This is a genomic window from Pseudomonas fluorescens (assembly GCF_902497855.1).
In the GTDB taxonomy this organism is placed as follows: domain Bacteria; phylum Pseudomonadota; class Gammaproteobacteria; order Pseudomonadales; family Pseudomonadaceae; genus Aquipseudomonas; species Aquipseudomonas fluorescens_BI.
The window spans coordinates 38,132-62,615 of sequence record NZ_CABVHU010000028.1; the positions used below are offsets into that span (position 1 = coordinate 38,132).

Genomic DNA, 24,484 nt, shown 5'->3' on the forward strand with positions numbered 1-24,484 from the left:
GTTTATCAAAGTTTGGTCAAGGACAGGCCGGCCCAGGTGGCAAGCAGCCCGCCGAATACGCTGATCGCCGCATAGCCCAGGGCCAGCGGCACTTGCCCGCTTTCCAGCAAGCGCACCGTATCCAGTGAAAAGGATGAAAAAGTCGTCAGCCCCCCGAGGAAGCCGACAATCAACCCGGCGCGCACCTCGAAAGGCACCTCCGGGCGAATCAAAAACAGACCGTATAGAACGCCGATCAGCAGACAGCCCACGATATTAACGGCCAGCGTCGCGGTATAGAAGTGCCGCGGCCAATTAGCGTTGACCCAATTGCCGGTAGCGAAGCGCAACAGCGTGCCGGCGACGCCGCCAATGGAAACCGCAACGACCAATGCAATCACTATTTTCTCCGCTGCCGGGGGCTGAGACGGTCAAGTTGCGCCAAGTGGTTGAGCTTTTCGCCGATCTTCAACTCCAGGCCCCGCGGCACCGGCTGATAGAACGGCTGCGGCTCGAGTTCTTCCGGGAAGTAATCTTCGCCCGCGGCGTAGGCATCCGGCTCGTCGTGGGCGTAACGGTATTCGTCGCCATAACCCAGCTGTTTCATCAACTTGGTCGGCGCGTTGCGCAGGTGCAGCGGCACTTCCAACGAACCGTGTTCGGTGGCGCTGCGCAGGGCGGCCTTGAAGCCCATGTACACCGCGTTGCTTTTCGGCGCGCAAGCCAGATAGGTGATGGCCTGGGCCACGGCCAATTCGCCTTCAGGGCTGCCGAGGCGTTCCTGCACTTCCCACGCCGCCAGGCACAGGCTCAGGGCGCGCGGGTCGGCGTTGCCGATGTCTTCGCTGGCCATGCGCACCACGCGCCGGGCCAGGTACAGCGGATCGCAACCGCCGTCGATCATCCGCGCGAACCAGTACAGCGCGCCGTCGGGGTTGGAGCCGCGCACCGATTTATGCAACGCGGAAATCTGGTCATAGAACGCCTCCCCGCCCTTGTCGAACCGCCGACGGGTATCGCCCAACAGGCTTTGCAGCAGATCGACACCGATCTCGCTGTGGTCTTCGGCCAGGTCCGAGGCGTTTTCCAGCAGGTTGAGCAGGCGTCGGCCATCGCCGTCGGCCGCCGACAGCAGCATCTGGAAGCCTTCATCGCTGAGGGTCAGTTGGCGTTTGCCCAGGCCACGCTCTTCGGTCAGCGCGCGCTGCACCAGTTTGCGCAGGGCCGCTTCGTCGAGGCTTTTGAGCACGTAGACCCGCGCTCGGGACAGCAATGCGTTATTGAGTTCGAACGAGGGGTTTTCCGTGGTCGCGCCAATGAAAATCAGCGTGCCGTCTTCGACATACGGCAGGAACGCATCCTGCTGGGACTTGTTGAAGCGGTGCACTTCGTCGACGAACAGGATGGTGCGTTTGCCGTACTGCCCGGCCTGCTGCTTGGCGATTTCCACCGCCTGGCGGATTTCCTTGACCCCGGCCAGGACCGCCGAGACCGTTTCGAAGTGCGCATCCGAGACTTCCGCCAGCAGCCGCGCCAGGGTGGTCTTGCCCACACCCGGCGGGCCCCAGAAAATCATCGAGTGCAGGGCACCCTGCTCCAGGGCTTCGCGCAATGGCTTGCCGCGGGCGAGCAGGTGTTCCTGACCGACGTACTCGTCCAGATTGGCCGCGCGCAAACGGGCAGCCAGGGGTTGAGCAATCGGGGCGCTGCGAAACAGGTCCATCACGTACGTTTAAAACCTCTTTATCGGTTCCTGATGCCAACCAGCCAAAGCATTGAACACCGCAGTTCCTGTGGGAGCGAGCCTGCTCGCGAATGCGGTGTGTCAGTCGCTATCAATGTTGTCTGACCCACCGCATTCGCGAGCAGGCTCGCTCCCACTGGTTCTCCCACAGGTCTATGATCTGCGGTTTATTCCTGGATCACGTCGGCACCCTTGGGGATGTCGAACTTGAACCTCGACGCCGGGATCGGCTCGTTGGCCTTCACGCCGGTGAACAGGATATTGGTGCGTTGACCGACGCTGTCAATCATCTGCATGTCATTGACCAAGCCGTTGCGAAACGACAGGCGCAGGCTGTCGAACAGGGTGTCCTTGGTTTTCGGCTTCAAGGTGAAGTCGATCACGCCGCCGGCTTCCTTGGCGCTGATGTCGAAGCTCTGGCTGATCTTGGACACGTCACCGGACAGCAACAGCGCCGGAGTCTGGGTCAGGCGCTGGTCGAGGGTCTTGATAGTGGCCTGCTCCAGGTCCGGATCCCACAATGTCACCTTCTTGCCGTCGGAGACCATCGTTTGTTCGGCCGGCGCGTTGGTGTGCCAGTAGAACAGGCCCGGGCGCTGCAACGACATTTCACCGGCGGTTTCCTGCAGCTGGGTGCCGCCGCCGTCGAGGGTCAGCTGGGAGAAACGCGCGGTCAGGGTCTGGGATTTTTCCAGCAGTTGGGTCAGGCGCGCCACGTCCTTGTCATCGGCGTGGGCCGAGAGCGTGGTCAAAGCCAGAACCGGCAGCAACAGCATGCGGATAAGACGCATGGGAGTCCTCTTGATATTCGTGGGAGTGCGGGGGCGCCCTTCAGGCGCCACCTTCTTATTCAAATCAGTCGCGTACCGGGCCAGGCGCCAGGACTTCACGGGAACCGTTGGTGTTCATCGACGTCACGACCCCGGCCATTTCCATGGCTTCGATCATGCGCGCGGCGCGGTTGTAGCCGATTTTCAGCTTGCGCTGAACCGCGGAGATGGAGGCGCGGCGGCTTTCCAGAACGAATTGCACGGCTTCGTCATAAAGCGCATCGGTTTCGGGATCATCGTCGCCACCGCTGCTGCCACCGTCGAAACCGCTGCCCGGCTCTTCAACGCCGGCGAGGATCTCGTCGTTGTATTCCGGCGCACCACGCAGTTTCCAGGCTTCAACCACCCGGTGCACCTCGTCATCGGAGACGAAGGCACCGTGGACGCGGATCGGCAGGCTGGTGCCGGGCGGCATGTACAGCATGTCACCGTGACCCAGCAGTTGTTCGGCACCACCCTGGTCGATGATGGTCCGCGAGTCGATCTTGCTCGACACCTGGAACGCCATGCGTGTCGGGATGTTCGCCTTGATCAGGCCGGTGATCACGTCGACCGACGGACGCTGGGTCGCGAGGATCAAGTGGATGCCGGCCGCTCGGGCTTTCTGGGCGATACGGGCGATCAGTTCTTCAACCTTCTTGCCGACGATCATCATCATGTCGGCGAATTCGTCGACCACCACGACAATGGTCGGCAGCTTGACCAGCAGCGGCGCTTCGTCGTGGATGCTTTCGCGCTTGTACAACGGATCGGTCAGGGGCTCGCCGGCGTCCTGGGCTTCCTTGACCTTGGCATTGAAGCCCGACAGGTTGCGCACGCCCATCTTCGCCATCAGTTTGTAGCGACGCTCCATCTCCGCCACGCTCCAGCGCAGGGCGTTGGCCGCGTCCTTCATGTCGGTCACCACCGGGCACAGCAGGTGCGGAATGCCTTCGTAGATCGACAGTTCGAGCATTTTCGGGTCGATCATGATCAGCTTGGCGTCTTCCGGGCCGGACTTGAACAGGATCGACAGGATCATCGCGTTCACCCCCACCGACTTACCGGAACCTGTGGTACCGGCCACCAGCAAGTGCGGCATTTTCGCCAGGTCGGTGATGACCGGCTTGCCGCCGATATCGTGACCCAGGGCCAGGGTGACCGGCGACTTGAAGTTATCGTACTCGGGGGTCGACAACACTTCGGAGAAGCGCACGATCTGCCGGTCTTCGTTGGGAATCTCGATACCGACCGTGGTCTTGCCCGGGATCACTTCCACCACCCGCACGCTGGTCACGGCCAGGGAACGGGCCAGGTCTTTCGCCAGGTTGGAGATGCGGCTGACCTTGACGCCTGCCGCGGGCTGGATTTCATAACGGGTAATCACCGGGCCCGGGTGAATCGAGTCCACCGAGACTTCGACGCCGAATTCCTTGAGCTTGATTTCCAGCAAGTGGCCCACTGCAGCCAGGGACTCGGGCGAGTAATTGAGTTGTTTCTTTTCCGCAGGGTCAAGAATCGAGATCGGCGGCAAGGTGCCTTCCACGGCGCTGTCGACGAACAGCGGCGCCTGTTTCTCTTTTTCCACGCGTTTGCTCGGCGCTCCAGGCTTCGGCGGCGCTGGGGCGATAACCGGCGGCACCTGCTTCTCGCGGTCCGACATGTGTTTGCTGAGGGCTTGCTCGCGCTCGATCAGGCGCTCCTTGACCTTGGCCTGCTCGCGTTTGTCGGTGACGCTCGGCGCCACCACGTCATGCACGCGCTCATCGACTTCACGCAGTTGCGCTACCAGTTGCTTGCGCTCGACACGGGCGGCCCACCAGCGATTGGCCGCGCTCTGGAACAGTTCGAACAAGTCGAGGGTAATCTTGCCCGTGACGTCCATCACCTTGAACCACGACAGGTCGGTGAACACCGTCAGGCCGAACAGGAACAGTGCGATGAGCAGCAAGGTGCTGCCCTGGATATTCAATGCGTTCCTGGCCACGTCGCCGAGGCTTTCACCCAGCGCGCCGCCAGCGCCGGCCGGCAGACCGGTCGCCGCGTGAAAATGGATATGCGCCAGGGCCGCGCCCGACAGCACGAGGAACACCAGGCCGATCAGGCGCCAGGAGAACAGCCAGCCGCTCCATTCCCAGGGTTGGTGGCGCTGACGGAAAATCTGCCAGGCCTTGATCGCCAGCAGCAGCGGGAAGATGTAGGCGAAGTAACCCAGCACCATGAACAGGATGTCGGCGCTGTAGGAACCGGCCGGGCCGCCGAAGTTCTGCACGTCCTCGATCTTGCTGTTGTGGCTCCAGCCCGGATCGTCCTTGCCATAGGTCAGCAAGGCCATCATCAGGAACAGGCACAAGGCACCGACGGCGATCAACGCACCTTCCTTGAGTCGGTAGTGCAATTGCTGGCGCCAGAGCGGAACGACGGCTGGTTTAGGTGCTGCGGTGGATTTCTTCAAAACGCTTCTTTTCCTGCGCCCATGGCGCGTCCATCTGTTGAATGACTATAAAAAACTGCCCGATCCAGGCAGGTAAAAAAGTTAACAGGCGCAACTGGGACTACTTTTAACACTGCGCCCCGGTTTATATAAACACGGCTCGCAATGCTTATTTTGTTACAAGCACGCCGACAGCAGGCATTGTACGGGTTTGTTCGTCCAATGCCATGCATGCGGTCCCGGGTGTAGCATAGTCAACGGGACTCGCATGCCGTTCAATTTGAGCATGCATTCTCTTTCGTGACAAAGGCTTATGAGGTGTTTTTATGAGCGAAGCGAAGCATTCCCGCCTGATCATTCTGGGTTCCGGCCCTGCCGGTTACAGCGCGGCCGTTTATGCCGCCCGCGCCAACCTCAAACCCGTGGTCATTACCGGCATACAGGCAGGTGGCCAGCTCACCACCACCGTCGAAGTCGACAACTGGCCCGGCGACGTCGAAGGGCTCACCGGCCCGGTGCTGATGGAGCGCATGCAAAAACACGCCGAACGCTTTGACACAGAGATTGTTTACGACCACATCCACACGGCCAAGTTGCAACAGCGCCCGTTCGAGCTCATTGGCGACAGCGGCCGGTACACCTGCGATGCACTGATTATCGCCACCGGCGCCTCGGCGCAATACCTGGGGCTGCCCTCGGAAGAAGCCTTTGCCGGCAAAGGGGTATCGGCTTGCGCCACGTGTGACGGCTTTTTCTACCGCAAACAGGTGGTCGCGGTGATCGGCGGCGGCAACACCGCGGTCGAGGAAGCCCTGTATTTGTCGAACATTGCCAGCGAAGTCCACCTGATTCACCGCCGCGACAAGTTGCGCGCCGAGAAAATCCTGCAGGACAAACTCTTTGAAAAGGCCGCCAACGGCAATATTCGCCTGCACTGGAATCAGCACCTGGATGAAGTGCTGGGCGATGCCAGCGGCGTGACCGGTGCCCGCCTGCGGGACAGTCACAGCGGCGAAACCCGCGAATTGCCGCTGACCGGGGTCTTCATCGCCATTGGTCACAAACCCAACACCGACCTGTTCCAGGGTCAGCTGGAAATGCGCGACGGCTATTTGCTGGTCAAGGGCGGCAGCGAAGGCGATGCTACCGCCACCGCGATCGCCGGCGTATTCGCCGCCGGCGACGTGGCCGATCACGTTTATCGTCAGGCCGTCACCTCCGCCGGGGCCGGCTGCATGGCCGCCCTGGACGCGGAGAAATACCTCGACGACATTCCCACCGTTTGACGGCACACTTCACGGCGGGCCCGACAGCCCGCCACCGCCCTCCCCTTCTGCAAAGCCCGGATGCCATGCTGACTTGGTTACAACGCAACACCCTGACCTTCCCGCCGCTGGACAAGGCCATGCGCGACCCCAACGGGCTGCTGGCGGCGGGCGGCGACCTGTCCGCCGATCGGCTGATCAAAGCCTATCGCCATGGCTGCTTTCCGTGGTTCTCGGAAGGCCAGCCAATCCTCTGGTGGTCACCGGACCCGCGCACGGTGCTGTTCCCCGACGAACTGCATGTCTCGCGCAGCCTGAACAAGTTGCTGCGCCAACAACGCTATCAAGTGACCTTCGATCGGGATTTTGCCGCGGTGATCCGCGCGTGCGCCGCGCCACGGGAATACGCCGACGGCACCTGGATCACCGACGCCATGCAGGCGGCCTACCTCGAGCTGCACAAGCGCGGTTATGCGCATTCGGTGGAAGTCTGGGACCAGGGCGAACTCGTCGGCGGGCTGTATGGCCTGGCCATGGGGCAGCTGTTTTTCGGCGAGTCGATGTTCAGCCGTGCCGACAACGCCTCCAAATATGGCTTTGCCACACTGGTGCGACATCTGGAAGACTCAGGCTTTGTGCTGATCGACTGCCAGATGCCGACCGACCATCTGCACAGTCTCGGCGCCCGGGCGATTCCCCGCCGCGAGTTCGCCGGCTACCTGGCGCGGCATCTGGACCAGCCCAGCCGCGCCACCTGGGTTTGCTGAGCGACTTTGGCCCATGTGTCATACACTTATTCAAAAGCGCTTACACTTATTCAAAAGCTTATCCGAGGGTTGATCATGACCGAGTTGGCGCGCTTGAAGTTTTATGCCACTCAACCCCACTCTTGCAGTTATCTGCCCGAGGAGCAGGCCACGACCTTGTTCCTCGACCCTAGCCAGCCCATGGATGTGCATGTCTACGCAGACCTGTCGGAAATGGGTTTTCGTCGCAGCGGCGATCATCTGTACCGGCCCCATTGCCAGAATTGCAATGCGTGCGTACCGGCGCGCATCCCTGTTGCGCAGTTTTCACCCAACCGTCAGCAGAAGCGCATCTTCAAGCGCAACGCCGATGTGCAAGTCCGTCCGGCCAGGCCCAAGTTCAGCGAGGAGTACTTCGACCTCTATCAACGCTACATCGAGCAGCGGCATGCCGATGGCGACATGTACCCGCCAAGCCGCGATCAGTTTGCGACCTTCCTGGTACGGGACCTGCCGTTTTCCAGGTTCTATGAATTCCGTCTCGAAGGCCGGTTGGTGGCAGTGGCTGTCACAGACCTGCTGCCCAACGGTCTGTCGGCGGTCTACACCTTCTACGAGCCCGATGAAGAACGTCGCAGCCTGGGGCGCTACGCGATCCTCTGGCAGATCACCGAGGCCCGGCGTCTGGGCCTGGAAGCGGTCTACCTCGGCTATTGGATCAAGAACTGCAAAAAAATGAGCTACAAGACGCAATATCGCCCGATCGAACTGCTGATTAATCAGCGCTGGGTCATCCTGAACTAGAGCAAGCCCTAAACCCCTTGGCTTAAACCCCATTTTTCGGGCACAATGCACGCCGCTTTTGCCTGGCGCAGTTGCACCGGGCCATTCATTGGACACCGAGGGCTTTACTGCATGTCGAAAGAAGACAGCTTCGAAATGGAAGGCACTGTCGTCGACACCCTGCCCAACACCATGTTTCGCGTGGAGTTGGAAAATGGGCACGTCGTAACCGCGCATATCTCCGGCAAGATGCGCAAGAACTACATTCGTATTCTTACCGGTGACAAAGTGCGCGTCGAGCTGACGCCCTATGACTTGAGCAAAGGGCGCATCACTTACCGCGCTCGCTAATCAAGTCAATACAAGACGCCCGGTTTATGCCGGGCGTTTTTGTGTGCGGATCGTTCCCACGCTCTGCGTGGGAATGCCTCAAAGGACGCTCCGCGTTCGGCTCTGGAAGGGACGCAGAGCGTCCCGGGCTGCATTCCCACGCGGAGCGTGGGAATGATCAACATCCGGCAGACAGCAAAAAGGCGCCTCGCGGCGCCTTTTGCTGTGTTGCGGTCAACGTCAGGCCATTTCAGCCGTGGTCTCGAACTCGAAGGTCAGCTCGCCGTCCTTCAGATCGATGTGCACCACGCCACCATGGTCGGCCAGTTCGCCAAAGAGAATCTCTTCCGCCAGCGGACGCTTGATCTTGTCCTGGATCAGACGTGCCATGGGTCGAGCACCCATTGCCGAGTCGTAGCCACCGGCTGCCAGCCAGCTGCGCGCCGCGTCCGTCACTTCCAGCTGCACACGCTTGTCTTCCAACTGCGCCTGAAGCTCGGTAAGGAACTTGTCCACCACGCTCTTGATGACCTCATGGCTGAGGCGACCAAACTGGATAATGGTGTCCAGACGGTTGCGGAATTCCGGCGTGAAGCTCTTCTTGATCACCTCCATCGCATCGGACGAGTGGTCCTGATGGGTGAAACCGATCGAAGCACGGGCTGCGGTTTCGGCACCGGCGTTGGTCGTCATGATGACGATCACGTTACGGAAGTCCGCCTTGCGCCCGTTGTTATCGGTCAGCGTACCGTGGTCCATTACCTGCAGCAGCAGGTTGAAGACTTCCGGATGCGCCTTCTCGATCTCATCGAGCAACAGCACGCAGTGAGGCTGCTTGGTGATGGCTTCGGTCAGCAGGCCGCCCTGGTCGAACCCGACATAACCTGGAGGTGCACCGATCAGACGCGATACGGTGTGGCGCTCCATGTACTCGGACATGTCGAAGCGAACCAGCTCGATCCCCAACGCCTTGGCCAACTGACGCGCCGCTTCGGTTTTACCGACACCGGTCGGGCCTGCGAACAGGAACGAACCGACAGGCTTGTCAGGCGACTTGAGGCCGGCACGGGACAGTTTGATCGCGGTCGACAGCGAGTCGATCGCGGCATCCTGGCCAAATACCGTCAGCTTCAGGTCACGCTCAAGGTTACGCAGCAGCTCTTTGTCGGAGCTGGTGACGTGTTTTGGCGGAATCCGCGCGATTTTCGCGACGATGTCCTCGACCTGAGGCACCTCGATGCGTTTCACGCGCTTCTCGATCGGCTGCAGGCGCTGGTAGGCACCCGCCTCGTCGATGACGTCGATGGCCTTGTCCGGCATGTGCCGGTCATTGATGTAGCGCGAGGCCAGTTCAGCCGCCGCACGCAAGGCTTCATCGCTGTATTCGATGTTGTGGTGCGCTTCGAAACGCCCTTTCAGGCCACGCAGGATACCGATGGTGTCTTCCACCGAGGGCTCCGACACATCGACCTTCTGGAAGCGCCGGGCCAGGGCACGGTCCTTCTCGAAGATCCCGCGAAACTCCTGGAAGGTGGTCGAACCGATGCACCGGATATCACCGGACGACAGCAGCGGCTTGAGCAGGTTCGAGGCATCCATGACGCCACCGGACGCGGCACCCGCACCGATGATGGTGTGGATCTCGTCGATGAACAGGATCGCCTGAGGACGTTTTTTCAGCTCGTTGAGCAGCGCCTTGAAGCGCTTCTCGAAATCGCCACGGTATTTGGTCCCGGCCAGCAGCGCCCCCAGATCGAGGGAATACACCACGCTGTTGGCCAGCAGGTCCGGCACCTGGTTGTCGACAATGCGCTTGGCCAGGCCTTCGGCAATCGCGGTTTTACCCACGCCCGCCTCGCCCACCAGCAGCGGATTGTTCTTGCGACGCCGCGCCAGGATCTGCGCGACACGCTCGACTTCCAGCTCACGGCCTACCAGCGGGTCGATCCGACCCTGGCGCGCGAGTTCGTTGAGGTTGCTGGCATAAGCATCCAGGGGATTGCCTGAAGAAGAAGACTCGCCGCCCTCGTCGTCCTGCATATCTTGCTCACCTTCAGAGTGATCGCCGTGCCCGGGCACTTTGGAAATGCCGTGGGCGATGTAGTTGACGACATCGATCCGCGCGACGCTCTGCTGTTTCAGCAGGAACACCGCCTGACTCTCTTGTTCGCTGAAGATCGCAACCAGCACGTTGGCGCCGGTCACTTCGCGTTTGCCCGAGCTCTGTACATGAAAGACAGCACGCTGCAGAACACGCTGGAAGCCCAGGGTTGGCTGGGTTTCACGATCCTCGTCATGGACGGGAATCAATGGCGTGGTCGAGTCGATGAACTCCTGCAGGTCATGCTTGAGTTTGTCGAGGTTTGCGCCGCAGGCACGCAAAACGGTGGCGGCAGCCTCATTGTCCAATAGGGCCAGCAGGAGGTGTTCGACGGTCATGAACTCATGACGCTTCGATCGGGCCTCCTTGAAGGCAAGATTGAGGGTGACTTCGAGCTCGCGGTTTAACATAGCTTCACCTCATACCCAAGTGGTCGGCGATTAACCGTCCTTCTCGATTTCACAGAGTAGCGGATGCTGGCTTTCCCTGGCGTACTGGTTGACCTGCATGGCCTTCGTCTCGGCGATGTCGCGGGTAAACACTCCACATACTGCCCGTCCTTCTGTGTGGACGGCCAGCATGACCTTGGTCGCCAGCTCGCGATTCAGGTTAAAAAACACCTCGAGCACTTCGACGACGAAATCCATCGGTGTGTAGTCATCGTTGAACAAAACCACCTTGTACATCGGCGGTGCCTGTAACGCAGGCTTTGCTTCCTGAACAGCAATGCCCGCTGAATCGTCGTCGTGTTCCTCCGGGCGATCTTTTTGGAGAGTCGGACGATCCTGATTGAATGTTAGTCGAATCTGGCTGATTGCATGCATGGAAAGAAAGGTTCGTCAGTTGTGCGAATACAGTGGTGGGGGCGACCATCGCCGATTTCAACTCCGACTGCCTGGTCACCTTGACTATCGGCAAAACGGTGTTACAACCAATAGAGCCCACAGTGGGTAAAAAAGGTCCGCGGAGTCAACCTTATTTCTGAGAAATGACTGCGGATGTACTGGATGATACTCCAGTGATGGAGTCTGTTGCAGAGGGATATGAGTATGGCGGTCGGCAAGGTGAAATGGTTCAACAACGCCAAGGGCTACGGTTTTATCAACGAGGACGGCAAGGATGATGATCTGTTTGCCCACTACTCGGCGATCAAAATGGATGGTTACAAAACCCTTAAAGCCGGGCAACCCGTGACCTTCAACATCATCCAGGGTCCGAAGGGGTTGCATGCCGTCGATATCGCCGCCGCCGAGGCTTCGGCAGGACAGGCGCTGCCCGCCACGCAAAAAGAAACGGTCTCGGGCTGACACAACCAAACATCCAGTCATAAAAAAACCGCCCGACTCAATCACTTGAGCCGGGCGGTTTTTGTTACACCTTAATTCGCTTACATGTGCGAAATCAGCGCATCACCAAACGCAGACGAAGACAGCAGCTTCGCGCCTTCCATCAGACGGTGGAAGTCATAGGTCACGGTCTTGGCGGAAATCGCGCCGTTGGTGCCCTTGATGATCAGGTCGGCCGCTTCGGTCCAGCCCATGTGACGCAGCATCATCTCTGCGGACAGGATCAGCGAACCCGGGTTGACCTGGTCCTTGCCAGCGTACTTCGGCGCAGTACCGTGGGTCGCTTCGAACATTGCAATGGTGTCGGACAGGTTGGCACCCGGCGCGATACCGATACCGCCCACTTCCGCCGCCAGGGCGTCGGAGAGGTAGTCGCCGTTCAGGTTCAGGGTCGCGATGACATCGTATTCGGCCGGGCGCAGCAGGATCTGCTGGAGCATGGCGTCGGCGATGGCGTCCTTGACGATGACATTCTTGCCGGTTTTCGGGTTCTTGAACTGCATCCACGGCCCGCCGTCGAGCAGGGTCGCGCCGAATTCTTCAGCGGCCACCTCGTAGGCCCATTCCTTGAAGGCACCTTCGGTGAACTTCATGATGTTGCCTTTGTGCACGATGGTCAGCGAGTCGCGGTCGTTGTCGACCACATACTGCAGGGCCTTGCGCGCCAGACGCTTGGTGCCTTGCAGGGAAACCGGCTTGATACCGATACCGCAATTTTCGTCGAAACGGATCTTGGTCACGCCCATTTCGTCTTTCAGGAACTTGATGACCTTGGTCGCTTCCGGCGAACCGGCCTTCCATTCGATACCGGCATAAATGTCTTCCGAGTTTTCGCGGAAGATGGTCATGTCGACGTCGCCTGGCTTCTTGACCGGGCTAGGCACGCCTTCGAACCAGCGCACCGGGCGCAGGCAGACATACAGGTCGAGTTGCTGGCGCAGGGCCACGTTCAGGGAACGGATGCCGCCGCCGACCGGGGTGGTCAGGGGGCCCTTTATGGACACCACGTAATCCTTGACCGCGTCCAGGGTTTCCTGGGGCAGCCAGGTGTCCTGGTCGTAAACCTGAGTCGCTTTTTCCCCGGCGTAGACTTCCATCCAGGAAATTTTGCGCTCGCCGCCGTAAGCCTTCTTAACAGCAGCATCGACAACCTTGATCATGACAGGGCTGATATCAACCCCAATGCCGTCGCCTTCGATGAAGGGGATGATCGGGTTATTAGGAACATTGAGAGAATGGTCTGCATTGACGGTGATTTTGTCGCCGACGGCTGGAACCTGAATCTTCTTGTAACCCATGCTGAACTCCATTGATTGGATTGAACATCTGGCTTGGTTCGAGCGTAACCCAGTTAATTCGGCGCGCAAACCCTATGTTCCACCCATCTGCCGCAAAGCTGTGCGGTCCGGGGCCTACAAGCCTGAAAGCAAAGGGAAAAACGCCAAACTCAAGCACGGTGCAAGACTCTACGCCCCGCACTCCCCTGCGACCTTTAGACCAATGGACGTCAATCGATGTGTGTGAACCATCGGCAGATTGCCAGCTACCTATGTATAATGCCGCCCGCTGACCACAGAGTCACGACGGCCGACCTCTCTGCAACTGGAATGTAGCCGAGACTTCGGACCCGAAAAAGCAGGACCGTTACCGCGGTCCACCCGCTTGACGCTCGACTGATGCACCCAACATCACCGCGCACAAATCTCGACATTCGGCTCATGGATGACTTTGAACGAACGCGCTTACCCGGCGCCCCTCGAGTTTTTCTGCGCATGCTTTAGCAAAGAAGAGAGAGTTAATCCGAATATGCCCACCCGCTCGAAGATCATCTATACCTTCACCGACGAAGCTCCCGCCCTCGCCACCTATTCACTGTTGCCTATCGTAGAGGCTTTCACCGCCTCCGCTGATATCGCCGTGGAAACCCGCGATATCTCTCTTGCAGGGCGCATCCTGGCCAGCTTCCCCGAGCAACTGGGTGACAAAGCCGTCGCCGACCATCTCGCCGAACTGGGCGACCTGGCCGTCACGCCTGAAGCCAACATCATCAAGCTGCCGAACATCAGCGCCTCGGTTCCGCAACTGCAAGCCGCGATCAAAGAGCTGCAAGCCCAGGGCTTCGCACTGCCAGACTACCCGGAAACCGTGACCAGCGACGCCGACAAGCTCGCCAAGTCGCGCTACGACAAGATCAAAGGCAGCGCCGTGAACCCGGTCCTGCGCGAAGGCAACTCCGATCGTCGTGCACCGTTGTCGGTCAAGAACTATGCGCGCAAGCACCCGCACAAAATGGGCGCCTGGGCTGCGGACTCCAAGTCCCACGTGGCGCACATGAGCACCGGCGATTTCTACGGCAGCGAAAAAGCCGCCCTGATCGATGCCGCCGATGCGGTCAAAATCGAACTGATCGCTCAAGACGGCACCACCACCGTCCTGAAAGAAAAGACCACCGTGCAAGCCGGTGAGATCCTCGATTGCGCGGTCATGAGCAAAAAAGCGCTGCGCAACTTCATCGCAGCCGAGATCGAAGACGCCAAAGCCAAGGGCGTACTGCTGTCGGTACACCTGAAAGCCACCATGATGAAGGTCTCCGACCCGATCATGTTCGGCCAGATCGTTGCCGAGTTCTACAAAGACGCACTGGCCAAGCACGCTGACGTGCTGGCACAGATCGGCTTCAACCTGAACAACGGCATCGGCGACCTGTACGCTCGCATCAAGGCCCTGCCTAGCGATCAGCAAGCGCAGATCGAAGCGGACATCCAGGCGGTCTACGCCGTTCGTCCGTCGCTGGCCATGGTCAACTCCGACAAAGGCATCACCAACCTGCACGTGCCGAGCGACGTCATCGTCGACGCCTCGATGCCGGCGATGATCCGTGACTCCGGCAAGATGTGGGGCACCGACGGCCAGCTGCACGACACCAAGGCGGTGATCCCGGATCGCTGCTACGCCACCATCTACCAGGCGGTGATCGAAGACTGCAAGGCCAATGGCGCTTTCGATCCGACCACCATGGGCAGCGTGCCAAACGTTGGCCTGATGGCGAAAAAAGCCGAAGAGTACGGTTCGCACGACAAGACGTTCCAGATCAAGACCAACGGTGTTGTCCGCGTGACCGACAGCAAAGGCGGCCTGCTGCTGGAACAGTCGGTTGAAGCCGGCGACATCTTCCGCATGTGCCAGACCAAAGACGCGCCGATCCAGGATTGGGTCAAACTGGCCGTCAACCGTGCTCGCGCAAGCAGCACCCCGGCTATTTTCTGGCTGGACCCGATGCGCGCCCACGACGGCGTGGTGATCGAGAAAGTTCAGGCTTACCTGAAGGATCACGACACTGCCGGCCTGGACATCCAGATCAAGGCGCCGGTCGACGCGATGAAGTTCACCCTGCAGCGCACCCGCGAAGGCAAGGACACCATCTCGGTGACCGGCAACGTATTGCGCGACTACCTGACTGACCTGTTCCCGATCATGGAACTGGGCACCAGCGCCAAGATGCTGTCGATCGTACCGCTGATGAACGGCGGCGGCCTGTTCGAAACCGGCGCCGGCGGTTCGGCGCCGAAGCACGTGCAGCAGCTGCTGGAAGAAAACTTCCTGCGCTGGGATTCCCTGGGCGAGTTCCTGGCCCTGGCCGCGTCCCTCGAGCACCTGGGTGTGACTTACAACAACCCCAAGGCGCTGGTATTGGCCAAGACCCTGGACCAGGCCACCGGCCAGTTCCTGGACAACAACAAGTCGCCATCGCGCAAAGTCGGCAACATCGACAACCGCGGCAGCCACTTCTACCTGGCGCTGTACTGGGCACAAGCCCTGGCCGCCCAGACCGAAGACACTGCACTGCAAGCGCAGTTTGGCGAGTTGGCCAAGACCCTGACCGAGAACGAGGCGACCATCGTTGCCGAGCTCAACGCCGTACAGGGCAAGCCAGTGGACATCGGCGGTTACTACCACGCCAATGCCGAGCTGATCAGCAAGGCCATGCGCCCGAGCAACACTTTCAACGCTGCGATCGCCGCGTTGGTTTAAGGTTGTAAGGATGCAAAGAAGCCCCGGCCCAGTGCCGGGGTTTCTGTTTGTGGGCATCACACACACCTATCTGCCGAACCATATCCCCTGTAGGAGCTGGCTTGCCAGCGAAGGCGGTATATCATTCAACACTTTGATTGACTGACCCACCGCTTTCGCTGGCAAGCCAGCTCCTACAGGGGGTCCGTGTTTCACCCTTCAAAATTTGAGGAAGCTCTATGGACTGGAAACCCCACATCACCGTCGCCACCATCGTCGAAGACAACGGCCGTTTCCTGATGGTTGAAGAAACCCAGCACGGACGAACGGTACTCAACCAACCCGCCGGCCATCTCGACCCGGACGAAACCCTGATCGACGCCGCCATACGCGAAACCCTCGAGGAAACCGGCTGGGACGTCGAACCGACCGGCGTGGTGGGCATTTACCTCTACACCGCCCCGAGCAACGGCGTGACCTACCAGCGGGTCTGCTTCAGCGCCAAGCCGCTCAAACATCGCCCAAACTACCAACTGGACGACGGCATCGTCGGCGCCAAGTGGCTGACGCGTGACGAATTGCTGGCACAGCGCGCAAACTGGCGCAGTGAGCTGATCATCCGTTGTATCGATGATTATCTGGACGGCAAACACTTCGGACTCGAACTGATCCGTCCTTCTCTTTAGCCTTGCGGGCTTGGGCCTGCTAGAATCGCGTCCTTTTTCAAGACACTCATTGAATCCCTATGCGTGATCCAGCCCCTTCTGACACACAAAAGAAGCGCGTCATTGTCGGCATGTCCGGCGGCGTGGACTCTTCCGTTTCCGCTCTCCTGCTGATCGAGCAGGGTTATGAGGTGGAAGGCCTGTTCATGAAGAACTGGGAAGAAGACGATGGAACGGAATACTGCACCGCCATGGATGACCTGGCGGACGCCCAGGCCGTGTGCGACAGAATTGGCATCAAGCTGCACACCGCCAACTTCGCCGCCGAGTACTGGGACAACGTGTTCGAGCACTTCCTGGCCGAATACAAGGCCGGTCGCACGCCGAACCCGGACATCCTCTGCAACCGCGAGATCAAGTTCAAGGCGTTCCTCGACTACGCCATGATGCTGGGTGCCGACCTGATCGCCACCGGCCACTACGTGCGTCGCCGCGATATCGATGGTCGCACCGAGCTGCTCAAGGGCCTGGACCCGAACAAGGACCAGAGCTACTTCCTGCATGCCGTCGGCGGCGAACAGATCGCCAAGACCCTGTTCCCGGTCGGCGAACTGGAAAAGCCCGAGGTGCGCGCGATCGCCGAGAAACATCAGCTGGCCACCGCGAAGAAAAAGGACTCCACCGGGATCTGCTTTATCGGCGAGCGCCGCTTCAGCGACTTCCTCAAGCAGTACCTTCCGGCCCAGCCAGGCGAGATCAAGACCACCGAAGGTGAAGTCATCGGCCGTCACCACGGCTTGATGTATCACACTATCGGTCAACGCCAGGGTCTCGGCATCGGCGGACTGAAAGACGCCAGCGACGAACCCTGGTACGTGCTGATCAAAGACCTGGAGCACAACGAGCTGATCGTTGGCCAGGGCAATGACCACCCGTACCTGTTTTCCCGCGCCCTGCTCGCCTCGGAGATCTATTGGGTCAACCCGATCGACCTGAGCGAGCCGCGCCAGCTGACCGCCAAGGTCCGTTATCGCCAGAGCGACCAGCCCTGCACCCTGGAAAAAACCGCCAGCGGCTACCGCGCGACCTTCGACGACCCGCAACGCGCGGTGACCCCAGGCCAATCGGTGGTGTTCTATGACGGTGAAATCTGCCTCGGCGGCGGCGTGATCGAAATTGCCGAACCCTGGACCAGCAAGAACACCAGCAAGGGCCACGCCCAATGAACCCGACCCAGGAGCAATTGACGGCACTTGGCGGGGTGTTTCTCGCCGCGGTACTGGTCGACAAGATCGCCAAGACCGGCCAGACCACCGAAGCCGGCCTGACCTGCATGCTCGGCAGCCTGCTGATTCGCGACCCCAAGGACACCCTGGAAGTCTACGGCGGCGACGACCTCAATCTGCGCGAAGGCTACCGCGCGCTGATTGGCGCCCTGGAGCGCGACCCCAGCACCCTTCAGCGCGAACCGCTGCGGTATGCGCTGGCCATGCTGGGCCTGGAGCGCCAGCTGGCCAAACGCGGCGACATGCTGGACGAAATCGGCAAGCGCCTGCCGCAGATCCAGTCCCAGGTCGAACACTTCGGCGCGGCTCACGAAAACGTGATCGCGGCCTGCGGCGCGCTGTATCAGGACACCTTGAGCACCCTGCGCCAGCGGATTCAGGTCCACGGCGACATGCGCAACCTGCAGCAACCGAGCAACGCTTCGAAAATCCGCGCCCTGCTGCTGGCCGGGATTCGTTCGGCACGCCTGTGGCGGCAGCTGGGCGGCCATCGCTGGCAACTGGTGATCAGCCGCCGCAAGTTGCTGAAAGAGCTTTACCCGCTGATGCGCAGCAGCTGAACCGCGTCCGCAACACCTTGTGAATTTGTAACGCGTAAGACGCTGGTCAGTTGGCAACGGACCAGCGGATTTTTTCATGTATGATACGCGCCCCATTTCGTTGCCCGACTGTCCGAGAACACCCCATGCAGCTTTCTTCGCTCACTGCGGTTTCCCCTGTTGACGGCCGCTACGCCGGCAAAACCCAGGCCCTGCGCCCGATTTTCAGCGAATACGGCCTGATCCGTGCGCGCGTTCTGGTTGAAGTGCGCTGGCTCCAGCGCCTGGCCGCTCACCCAGGCATCAGCGAAGTGCCGGCGTTCTCCGCCGAAGCCAACGCGGTGCTGAACACCCTGGCGGACAACTTCGCCCTGGAGCACGCCGAGCGCGTCAAAGAGATCGAGCGCACCACCAACCACGACGTCAAGGCCATCGAATACTTGCTCAAAGAGCAAGCGGCCAAGCTGCCGGAACTGGCAGCTGTCAGCGAATTCATCCACTTTGCCTGCACCAGCGAGGACATCAACAACCTGTCCCACGCCCTGATGCTGCGCGAAGGCCGTGATGATGTGATGCTGCCGCTGATGCGCCAGACCGCCGACGCCATCCGCGAGCTGGCGATCCGTTTCGCTGACGTGCCAATGCTGTCGCGCACCCACGGTCAACCGGCTTCGCCGACCACCCTGGGCAAAGAGCTGGCGAACGTGGTTTACCGCCTGGAGCGTCAAATCGCTCAAGTCGCTGCCGTTCCACTGCTGGGCAAGATCAACGGCGCTGTCGGCAACTACAACGCCCACCTGTCGGCCTACCCTGAGATCGACTGGGAAGAAAACGCCCGCGCCTTCATCGAAGACGAGCTCGGCCTGGGTTTCAACCCGTACACCACGCAGATCGAACCGCACGACTACATCGCCGAGCTGTTCGACGCGATCGCCCGTTTCAACACGATCCTGATCGACTTCGACCGCGACATCTGGGGCTACATCTCCCTGGGTTATTTCAAACAGCGCACCATCGCTGGCGAAATCGGTTCGTCGACCATGCCGCACAAGGTCAACCCGATCGACTTCGAAAACTCGGAAGGCAACTTAGGGATAGCCAACGCGCTGTTCCAGCACCTGGCGAGCAAGCTGCCGATCTCCCGCTGGCAGCGTGACCTGACCGACTCCACCGTTCTGCGCAACCTCGGTGTCGGCTTCGCCCACAGCGTGATCGCGTACGAAGCCAGCCTCAAAGGTATCAGCAAACTCGAGCTCAACGCCCAGAAGATCGCTGCCGACCTGGACGCTTGCTGGGAAGTATTGGCCGAGCCGATCCAGACCGTCATGCGTCGCTACAACATCGAAAACCCGTACGAAAAGCTGAAAGAGTTGACCCGCGGCAAGGGCATCAGCCCTGAAGCACTGCAAACTTTCATCGACGGCCTGGACATGCCAGCCGCGGCCAAGGCCGAGCTGAAACTGCTGACCCCGGCGAACTACATCGGCAACGCTGTAGAGCAAGCCAGGCGCATCTGATCGACCGCTGTACCCGTTTGAGACGCCCGGCAGCGCCGGGCGTTTTTATTCCCGTCTGAAAAGTGCTTTTTTTCAATAGGTTACACATGAATCCTGATATTCCTCTTCAACTTCTGGGCGGCATCACGGCGCGCGAATTCATGCGCGACTACTGGCAGAAAAAACCGCTGCTGATCCGCCAGGCGATTCCTGAATTCGAAAGCCCGATCGACGCCGACGAACTGGCCGGCCTCGCGCTGGAAGAAGAAGTTGAGTCGCGCCTGGTGATCGAGCACGGCGAGCGCCCTTGGGAATTGCGCCGCGGCCCGTTCGCCGAAGACGAATTCAGCAAATTGCCGGAACGCGACTGGACCCTGCTGGTTCAAGCGGTTGACCAGTTCGTGCCGGAAGTTGCCGAGTTGCTGGAAAACTTCCGCTTCCTGCCGAGCTGGCGCGTCGACGACGTGATGATCAGCTTCGCCGCCCCGGGTGGCAGCGTCGGCCCGCACTTCGACAACTACGACGTGTTCCTGCTGCAGGGCCATGGCAAGCGCAACTGGAAGATCGGCCAGATGTGCGATTCCGAGAGCAAGCTGCTGCAACACGCCGACCTGCGCATCCTCGCCGACTTCGAAGCAACCGACGAATGGGTCCTGGAACCGGGCGACATGCTCTACCTGCCGCCGCGCCTGGCCCATTGCGGCGTGGCCGTCGACGATTGCCTGACCTACTCGGTCGGCTTCCGTGCGCCGAGCGCCGCTGAAGTGCTGACCCACTTCACCGACTTCCTCAGCCAGTTCCTGCCGGACGAAGAGCGTTACACCGACGCCGACGCCGTGCCGGCTGCCGATCCGCACCAGATCCAGCACGACGCCCTCGACCGCTTGAAAGGCCTGCTGGCCGAGCACATGAGCGACGAGCGCCTGCTGCTGACCTGGTTCGGCCAGTTCATGACGGAGCCGCGCTATCCGGAACTGGTGGTGGGCCCGGAAGAGATCGAAGAAGACGATCTGCTCGCCAGCCTCGAGCAAGGCGCAGTGCTGATCCGCAACCCGAGTGCGCGCCTGGCCTGGTCCGAAGTCGATGACGACCTGCTGCTGTTTGCCAGCGGCCAGAGCCGTTACCTGCCGGGCAAACTGCGCGAGCTGCTGAAGATGATTTGCGCCGCCGATGCGTTGCACGTCGACAATCTTGGCGACTGGTTGAGCGACGAAGACGGTCGCGGCCTGCTGTGTGAGCTGATCAAGCAAGGAAGCCTGGGGTTTGCCGATGAATAAGATTCACGTACGTGTCGCAGACTGGCAAAAGGACAACGCCGAGATCCGGCGCATTCGTGAGACGGTGTTCGTCGCCGAGCAGTCCGTTCCGCCCGAGTTGGAATGGGATGCCGATGATGTGACGGCGGTGCATTTCCTCGCCCTCGAAGGCGACTTTCCGGTGGGTACCGCTCGCTTGCTGCCTGACGGTCACGTCGGCCGGGTATCGGTGCTCAAGGACTGGCGCGGCTTGAAAGTCGGCGATGCGCTGATGCACGCGGTGATCGGTGAAGCCGAGAAGCGCGGCCTGAACCAGCAGATGCTGAGTGCGCAAGTGCAGGCCACGGCGTTCTATGAGCGCCTGGGTTTTCACATGGTCAGCGAGGAGTTCCTGGAAGCAGGGATTCCGCATGTGGACATGGTGCGTCACTCGGCCTGATAGCGAGTCGCGGCCTTCGCGGGCAAGCCTCGCTCCTACAGGATTACGGTAAACCTGTAGGAGCGAGGCTTGCCCGCGAAGAGGCCCGAAGAACACCCAAAAACGCCCCGCCATTTTCCAATGCCGGGGCGTTTTGCTGCCTACGATTCAACTTGCCCCCTGCCAGGCCGACAAACTGGCACTATCAAACCCCTGTAGGAGCGAGCTTGCTCGCGATAAGCTTCAGAACGCCACGTTTACCCAGTATAGATACGGCATCGTTCACGACCATCGTCGGAACGCCGCCCGGAGCAAGCTCGCTCCTACATGCGGAGATAATGGATATGTCCCCACGCACCCTCCTCACCACGCTGCTACTGACCTGCAGTATTTCGGTCATGGCCGCTACCGAGATCGTGCCGCTGAACTACCACACCAGCGCCGACATGCTGCCGATGGCGCAGGATTTCATCGGCACCAGTGGCCAGGTCAGCGCCTACGGCAACCAACTGATCGTCAACGCCGATCGCCACAAGATCGACGAACTTAAGGCCCTTATCGCCCAACTCGATACCGCACCCAAACGCCTGCTGATCACCGTCGACACCAACGAAAACAATTTTCAGAATGACCAGGGCTATTCGGTCAACGGCGCCAAACCGGGCCAGACCCGCATCATCAGCCGCAGCACCGATAGCCGCGACGGCGGCATCCAGCAAATCCAGGCCAGCGAAGGCGCACCCGCCCTGATCCAGGTCGGCCAGAGCGTGCCGCTGATCAGCACCCAGACCGATGTTTACGGCGACCTGCGCAGCCAGACCGAATACCGCAACGTCACCCAGGGTTTCTACGTCACCGCCCGCGTCACCGGCGAAACCGTTCACCTGGCGATCAGCACCAATCGTGATCGCATCAGCCAGGAACGTCCCGATGTAGTGAACGTGCAAAGTACCGACACAACCGTCACGGGACGCCTTGGCGAGTGGATCACCCTGGCCGGCGTGAATCGCCAGACCCAGGCCGATAAACAGGGCCTGACCCGCAGCTACTCGACCCAGGGCAGGGATGACATGACCCTGCGGGTGAAAGTCGATACTTTGGACTGAATCACCGAAAACTGACTGATTAGTCGTATTAGACCAAAGATGTAGTGCTTTAAAAAAAGCACTACAAAACGTTTGACGATACAAAAAAGCAAAGGCATGATGGCCTCGCTCCCGCTAATCAGGGGCCCTGGCAAGGGCCTTCGAAGCGATGTTCGCACCTACCCCGCGAGCCGCTTCGTGTCTGTACCGCCCACAAGGTGTGTTTGACGAGGTTGCCGACTGGAACGAAGTTGTCCCGAGGGACGGAAGCGTAATTAGGTAACCCGGCACCCCACTGAAGTTCGTATAAAGGCCCACGACGCCCGAATGCGCTCGCCAGTTCGCCCTTACCTGCTCACTTCCCCTCGAGCCATCGTTCATCCCGTCGCCAACCCCGCCGAATTCGACTTGACCGCCTAAGCTTCTGGTCAGCGAGCATGAGTTTTCCACCGCAGAACAACTTTCCGTAAAAGACGCGACGAGGTTTATCTCCATGGCACTGACACGCGAACAGCAAATTGCAGCCCTCGAAAAAGACTGGGCTGAAAACCCACGCTGGAAAGGCGTGACACGCGCTTACTCCGCTGCTGACGTCGTCCGCCTGCGTGGCTCGGTCCAACCTGAGCACACCTTTGCAAAACTCGGCGCCGAGAAGCTGTGGAACCTGGTCACCCAGGGTGCCAAGCCGTCCTTCCGCCCTGAGAAAGATTTCGTCAACTGCATGGGCGCCCTGACCGGCGGCCAGGCTGTACAACAAGTCAAGGCCGGTATCCAGGCGATCTACCTGTCGGGCTGGCAAGTGGCTGCGGACAACAACTCCGCCGAATCGATGTACCCGGACCAGTCGCTGTACCCGGTGGACTCGGTGCCAACCGTGGTCAAGCGCATCAACAACTCGTTCCGTCGTGCCGACCAGATCCAGTGGAAAGCCGGCAAAGGCCCGGGCGACGAAGGTTACATCGACTACTTCGCACCGATCGTGGCTGACGCCGAAGCCGGTTTCGGCGGCGTACTCAACGCCTACGAGCTGATGAAGAGCATGATCGAAGCAGGCGCCGCCGGCGTTCACTTCGAAGACCAGCTGGCTTCCGTGAAAAAATGCGGCCACATGGGCGGCAAGGTACTGGTGCCTACCCAGGAAGCCGTACAGAAGCTGACCGCTGCTCGTCTGGCAGCTGACGTTGCCGGTACGCCGACCATCATCCTGGCCCGTACCGACGCTAACGCCGCTGACTTGCTGACTTCCGATTGCGACCCGTACGACCAGCCGTTCGTGACAGGCGAACGTACCCAGGAAGGCTTCTACAAAGTGCGCGCCGGTCTCGACCAGGCCATCGCTCGCGGCCTGGCCTACGCGCCGTACGCCGACCTGATCTGGTGCGAAACCGCCAAGCCGGACCTGGACGAAGCTCGTCGCTTCGCCGAAGCGATCAAAAAGGAATACCCGGACCAACTGCTGTCGTACAACTGCTCGCCTTCCTTCAACTGGAAGAAAAACCTGGACGACGCGACCATTGCCAAGTTCCAGCGCGAATTGTCCGCCATGGGTTACAAGCACCAGTTCATCACCCTGGCTGGCATTCACAACATGTGGCACAGCATGTTCAACCTGGCGCACGACTATGCCCGCAACGACATGACTGCCTACGTAAAGCTGCAAGAACAAGAGTTCGCCGACGCTGCCAAGGGTTACACCTTCGTGGCTCACCAGCAGGAAGTGGGCACCGGCTACTTCGACGACATGACCACCGTGATCCAGGGTGGCTCGTCTTCGGTGACCGCGCTGACCGGTTCGACTGAAGAAGAACAGTTTCACTGATTGGCCGCACCTGAACAAACGGCCGTTGCGGATCGAATAGAAAGCCAACCGTAACGCCGCACAACTGACGCCCCGACTGGTTCGGGGCGTTTTTTTTGCCTGGAATTTCCCCCTGTAGGAGCTGGCTTGCCAGCGAAGACGGCCTTGAGCCTTGTGGCGCCCATGAAGACGCCTTCGCCGGCAAGCCGGCTCCTACAAGGTTCGGTGTTGACCACAATTCATCAGCACGCACGTGATCATGTACAAGCTGGCTTGCCAGCGAAGACGGCCTTGAGCCTTGTGGCGCCCATGAAGACGCCTTCGCCGGCAAGCCGGCTCCTACAAGGTTCGGTGTTGACCACAATTCATCAGCACGCACGTGATCATGTAGGA

At 60.2% G+C, this 24,484-nt stretch carries 21 protein-coding genes; 14 read left to right on the top strand and 7 right to left on the bottom strand.

The genetic code is table 11. The features are described from left to right. Positions 1-5 precede the first annotated feature (5 nt). From crcB to ftsK, 4 genes are all read right to left on the bottom strand, one after another. Positions 6-380: a fluoride efflux transporter CrcB gene (gene crcB / locus F8N96_RS33060; RefSeq protein ID WP_150801354.1), complete on the bottom strand. Its 375-nt coding sequence runs from the start codon at positions 378-380 to the stop codon at positions 6-8. Beyond that, a complete protein-coding gene (locus F8N96_RS33065) occupies positions 380-1,702 on the bottom strand; it encodes a replication-associated recombination protein A (protein ID WP_150786752.1) in 1,323 nt (440 codons plus the stop codon). The genes crcB and F8N96_RS33065 overlap by 1 nt, the downstream gene beginning before the upstream one ends. Before the next feature lie 188 nt (positions 1,703-1,890). Then, on the bottom strand, positions 1,891-2,514 hold the full coding sequence (gene lolA, locus F8N96_RS33070) for an outer membrane lipoprotein chaperone LolA (protein WP_150766775.1): 624 nt from the start codon (positions 2,512-2,514) through the stop codon (positions 1,891-1,893). Positions 2,515-2,578: 64 nt separating this feature from the next. Then, a complete protein-coding gene (ftsK, locus tag F8N96_RS33075) occupies positions 2,579-4,987 on the bottom strand; it encodes a DNA translocase FtsK (protein WP_150801355.1) in 2,409 nt (802 codons plus the stop codon). 305 nt (positions 4,988-5,292) lie between these two features. Here ftsK and trxB point away from each other — a divergent pair, with 305 nt between their 5' ends. From trxB to infA, 4 genes are all read left to right on the top strand, one after another. Beyond that, a complete protein-coding gene (gene trxB, locus F8N96_RS33080; RefSeq protein WP_150801356.1) occupies positions 5,293-6,252 on the top strand; it encodes a thioredoxin-disulfide reductase in 960 nt (319 codons plus the stop codon). A 65-nt stretch (positions 6,253-6,317) separates the two neighbouring features. Next, entirely contained in the window at positions 6,318-6,998 is a 681-nt protein-coding gene (gene aat / locus F8N96_RS33085) for a leucyl/phenylalanyl-tRNA--protein transferase (protein WP_150766772.1), read from the top strand. A 75-nt stretch (positions 6,999-7,073) separates the two neighbouring features. Then, positions 7,074-7,781, top strand: a complete 708-nt coding sequence (locus tag F8N96_RS33090) for an arginyltransferase (protein ID WP_150766771.1) — start codon at positions 7,074-7,076, stop codon at positions 7,779-7,781. 111 nt (positions 7,782-7,892) lie between these two features. Continuing rightward, positions 7,893-8,111 carry a translation initiation factor IF-1 gene (infA, locus tag F8N96_RS33095; protein ID WP_002553999.1) on the top strand — a complete coding sequence of 73 codons (219 nt, stop codon included), beginning with the start codon at positions 7,893-7,895 and terminating at the stop codon, positions 8,109-8,111. 219 nt (positions 8,112-8,330) lie between these two features. Here infA and clpA read toward each other — a convergent pair whose 3' ends face one another. Continuing rightward, positions 8,331-10,601: an ATP-dependent Clp protease ATP-binding subunit ClpA gene (clpA, locus tag F8N96_RS33100; protein WP_007946437.1), complete on the bottom strand. Its 2,271-nt coding sequence runs from the start codon at positions 10,599-10,601 to the stop codon at positions 8,331-8,333. A 30-nt stretch (positions 10,602-10,631) separates the two neighbouring features. Continuing rightward, positions 10,632-11,015, bottom strand: coding sequence for an ATP-dependent Clp protease adapter ClpS (gene clpS, locus F8N96_RS33105; RefSeq protein ID WP_020799529.1), 384 nt, complete (start codon positions 11,013-11,015; stop codon positions 10,632-10,634). A 225-nt stretch (positions 11,016-11,240) separates the two neighbouring features. On the opposite strand from clpS, the gene cspD reads away from it, so the two are divergent. After that, a complete protein-coding gene (gene cspD, locus F8N96_RS33110) occupies positions 11,241-11,498 on the top strand; it encodes a cold shock domain-containing protein CspD (RefSeq protein WP_150801357.1) in 258 nt (85 codons plus the stop codon). Between the two features lie 80 nt (positions 11,499-11,578). Here cspD and icd read toward each other — a convergent pair whose 3' ends face one another. After that, positions 11,579-12,835 (bottom strand): NADP-dependent isocitrate dehydrogenase, encoded by a 1,257-nt coding sequence (gene icd, locus F8N96_RS33115; protein WP_010458895.1) that lies wholly within the window; start codon positions 12,833-12,835, stop codon positions 11,579-11,581. Between the two features lie 508 nt (positions 12,836-13,343). Between icd and F8N96_RS33125 the strand changes: the two genes are divergently transcribed. From F8N96_RS33125 to aceA, 9 genes are all read left to right on the top strand, one after another. Then, positions 13,344-15,569, top strand: a complete 2,226-nt coding sequence (locus tag F8N96_RS33125) for an NADP-dependent isocitrate dehydrogenase (RefSeq protein WP_150801359.1) — start codon at positions 13,344-13,346, stop codon at positions 15,567-15,569. A 218-nt stretch (positions 15,570-15,787) separates the two neighbouring features. Next, complete coding sequence (locus tag F8N96_RS33130; RefSeq protein WP_150801360.1) at positions 15,788-16,234, top strand: NUDIX hydrolase; 447 nt, start codon at positions 15,788-15,790, stop codon at positions 16,232-16,234. 59 nt (positions 16,235-16,293) lie between these two features. After that, positions 16,294-17,439, top strand: coding sequence for a tRNA 2-thiouridine(34) synthase MnmA (gene mnmA, locus F8N96_RS33135; protein ID WP_150801361.1), 1,146 nt, complete (start codon positions 16,294-16,296; stop codon positions 17,437-17,439). Further along, a complete protein-coding gene (gene hflD / locus F8N96_RS33140; RefSeq protein ID WP_064678738.1) occupies positions 17,436-18,059 on the top strand; it encodes a high frequency lysogenization protein HflD in 624 nt (207 codons plus the stop codon). The genes mnmA and hflD overlap by 4 nt, the downstream gene beginning before the upstream one ends. A 125-nt stretch (positions 18,060-18,184) precedes the next feature. Further along, positions 18,185-19,555, top strand: a complete 1,371-nt coding sequence (gene purB / locus F8N96_RS33145) for an adenylosuccinate lyase (protein ID WP_150801362.1) — start codon at positions 18,185-18,187, stop codon at positions 19,553-19,555. An 86-nt stretch (positions 19,556-19,641) separates the two neighbouring features. Next, the gene (locus F8N96_RS33150; RefSeq protein ID WP_150801363.1) at positions 19,642-20,811 is read left to right on the top strand and encodes a cupin domain-containing protein; all 1,170 of its coding nucleotides are present in this window, start codon (positions 19,642-19,644) and stop codon (positions 20,809-20,811) included. Next, entirely contained in the window at positions 20,804-21,229 is a 426-nt protein-coding gene (locus tag F8N96_RS33155; RefSeq protein WP_150801364.1) for a GNAT family N-acetyltransferase, read from the top strand. Before F8N96_RS33150 ends, F8N96_RS33155 begins: the two co-directional genes overlap by 8 nt. A gap of 323 nt (positions 21,230-21,552) precedes the next feature. Further along, a complete protein-coding gene (locus F8N96_RS33160) occupies positions 21,553-22,314 on the top strand; it encodes a secretin N-terminal domain-containing protein (protein WP_150801365.1) in 762 nt (253 codons plus the stop codon). 472 nt (positions 22,315-22,786) lie between these two features. Then, the gene (gene aceA / locus F8N96_RS33170) at positions 22,787-24,112 is read left to right on the top strand and encodes an isocitrate lyase (RefSeq protein ID WP_008032724.1); all 1,326 of its coding nucleotides are present in this window, start codon (positions 22,787-22,789) and stop codon (positions 24,110-24,112) included. Positions 24,113-24,484: the final 372 nt, after the last annotated feature.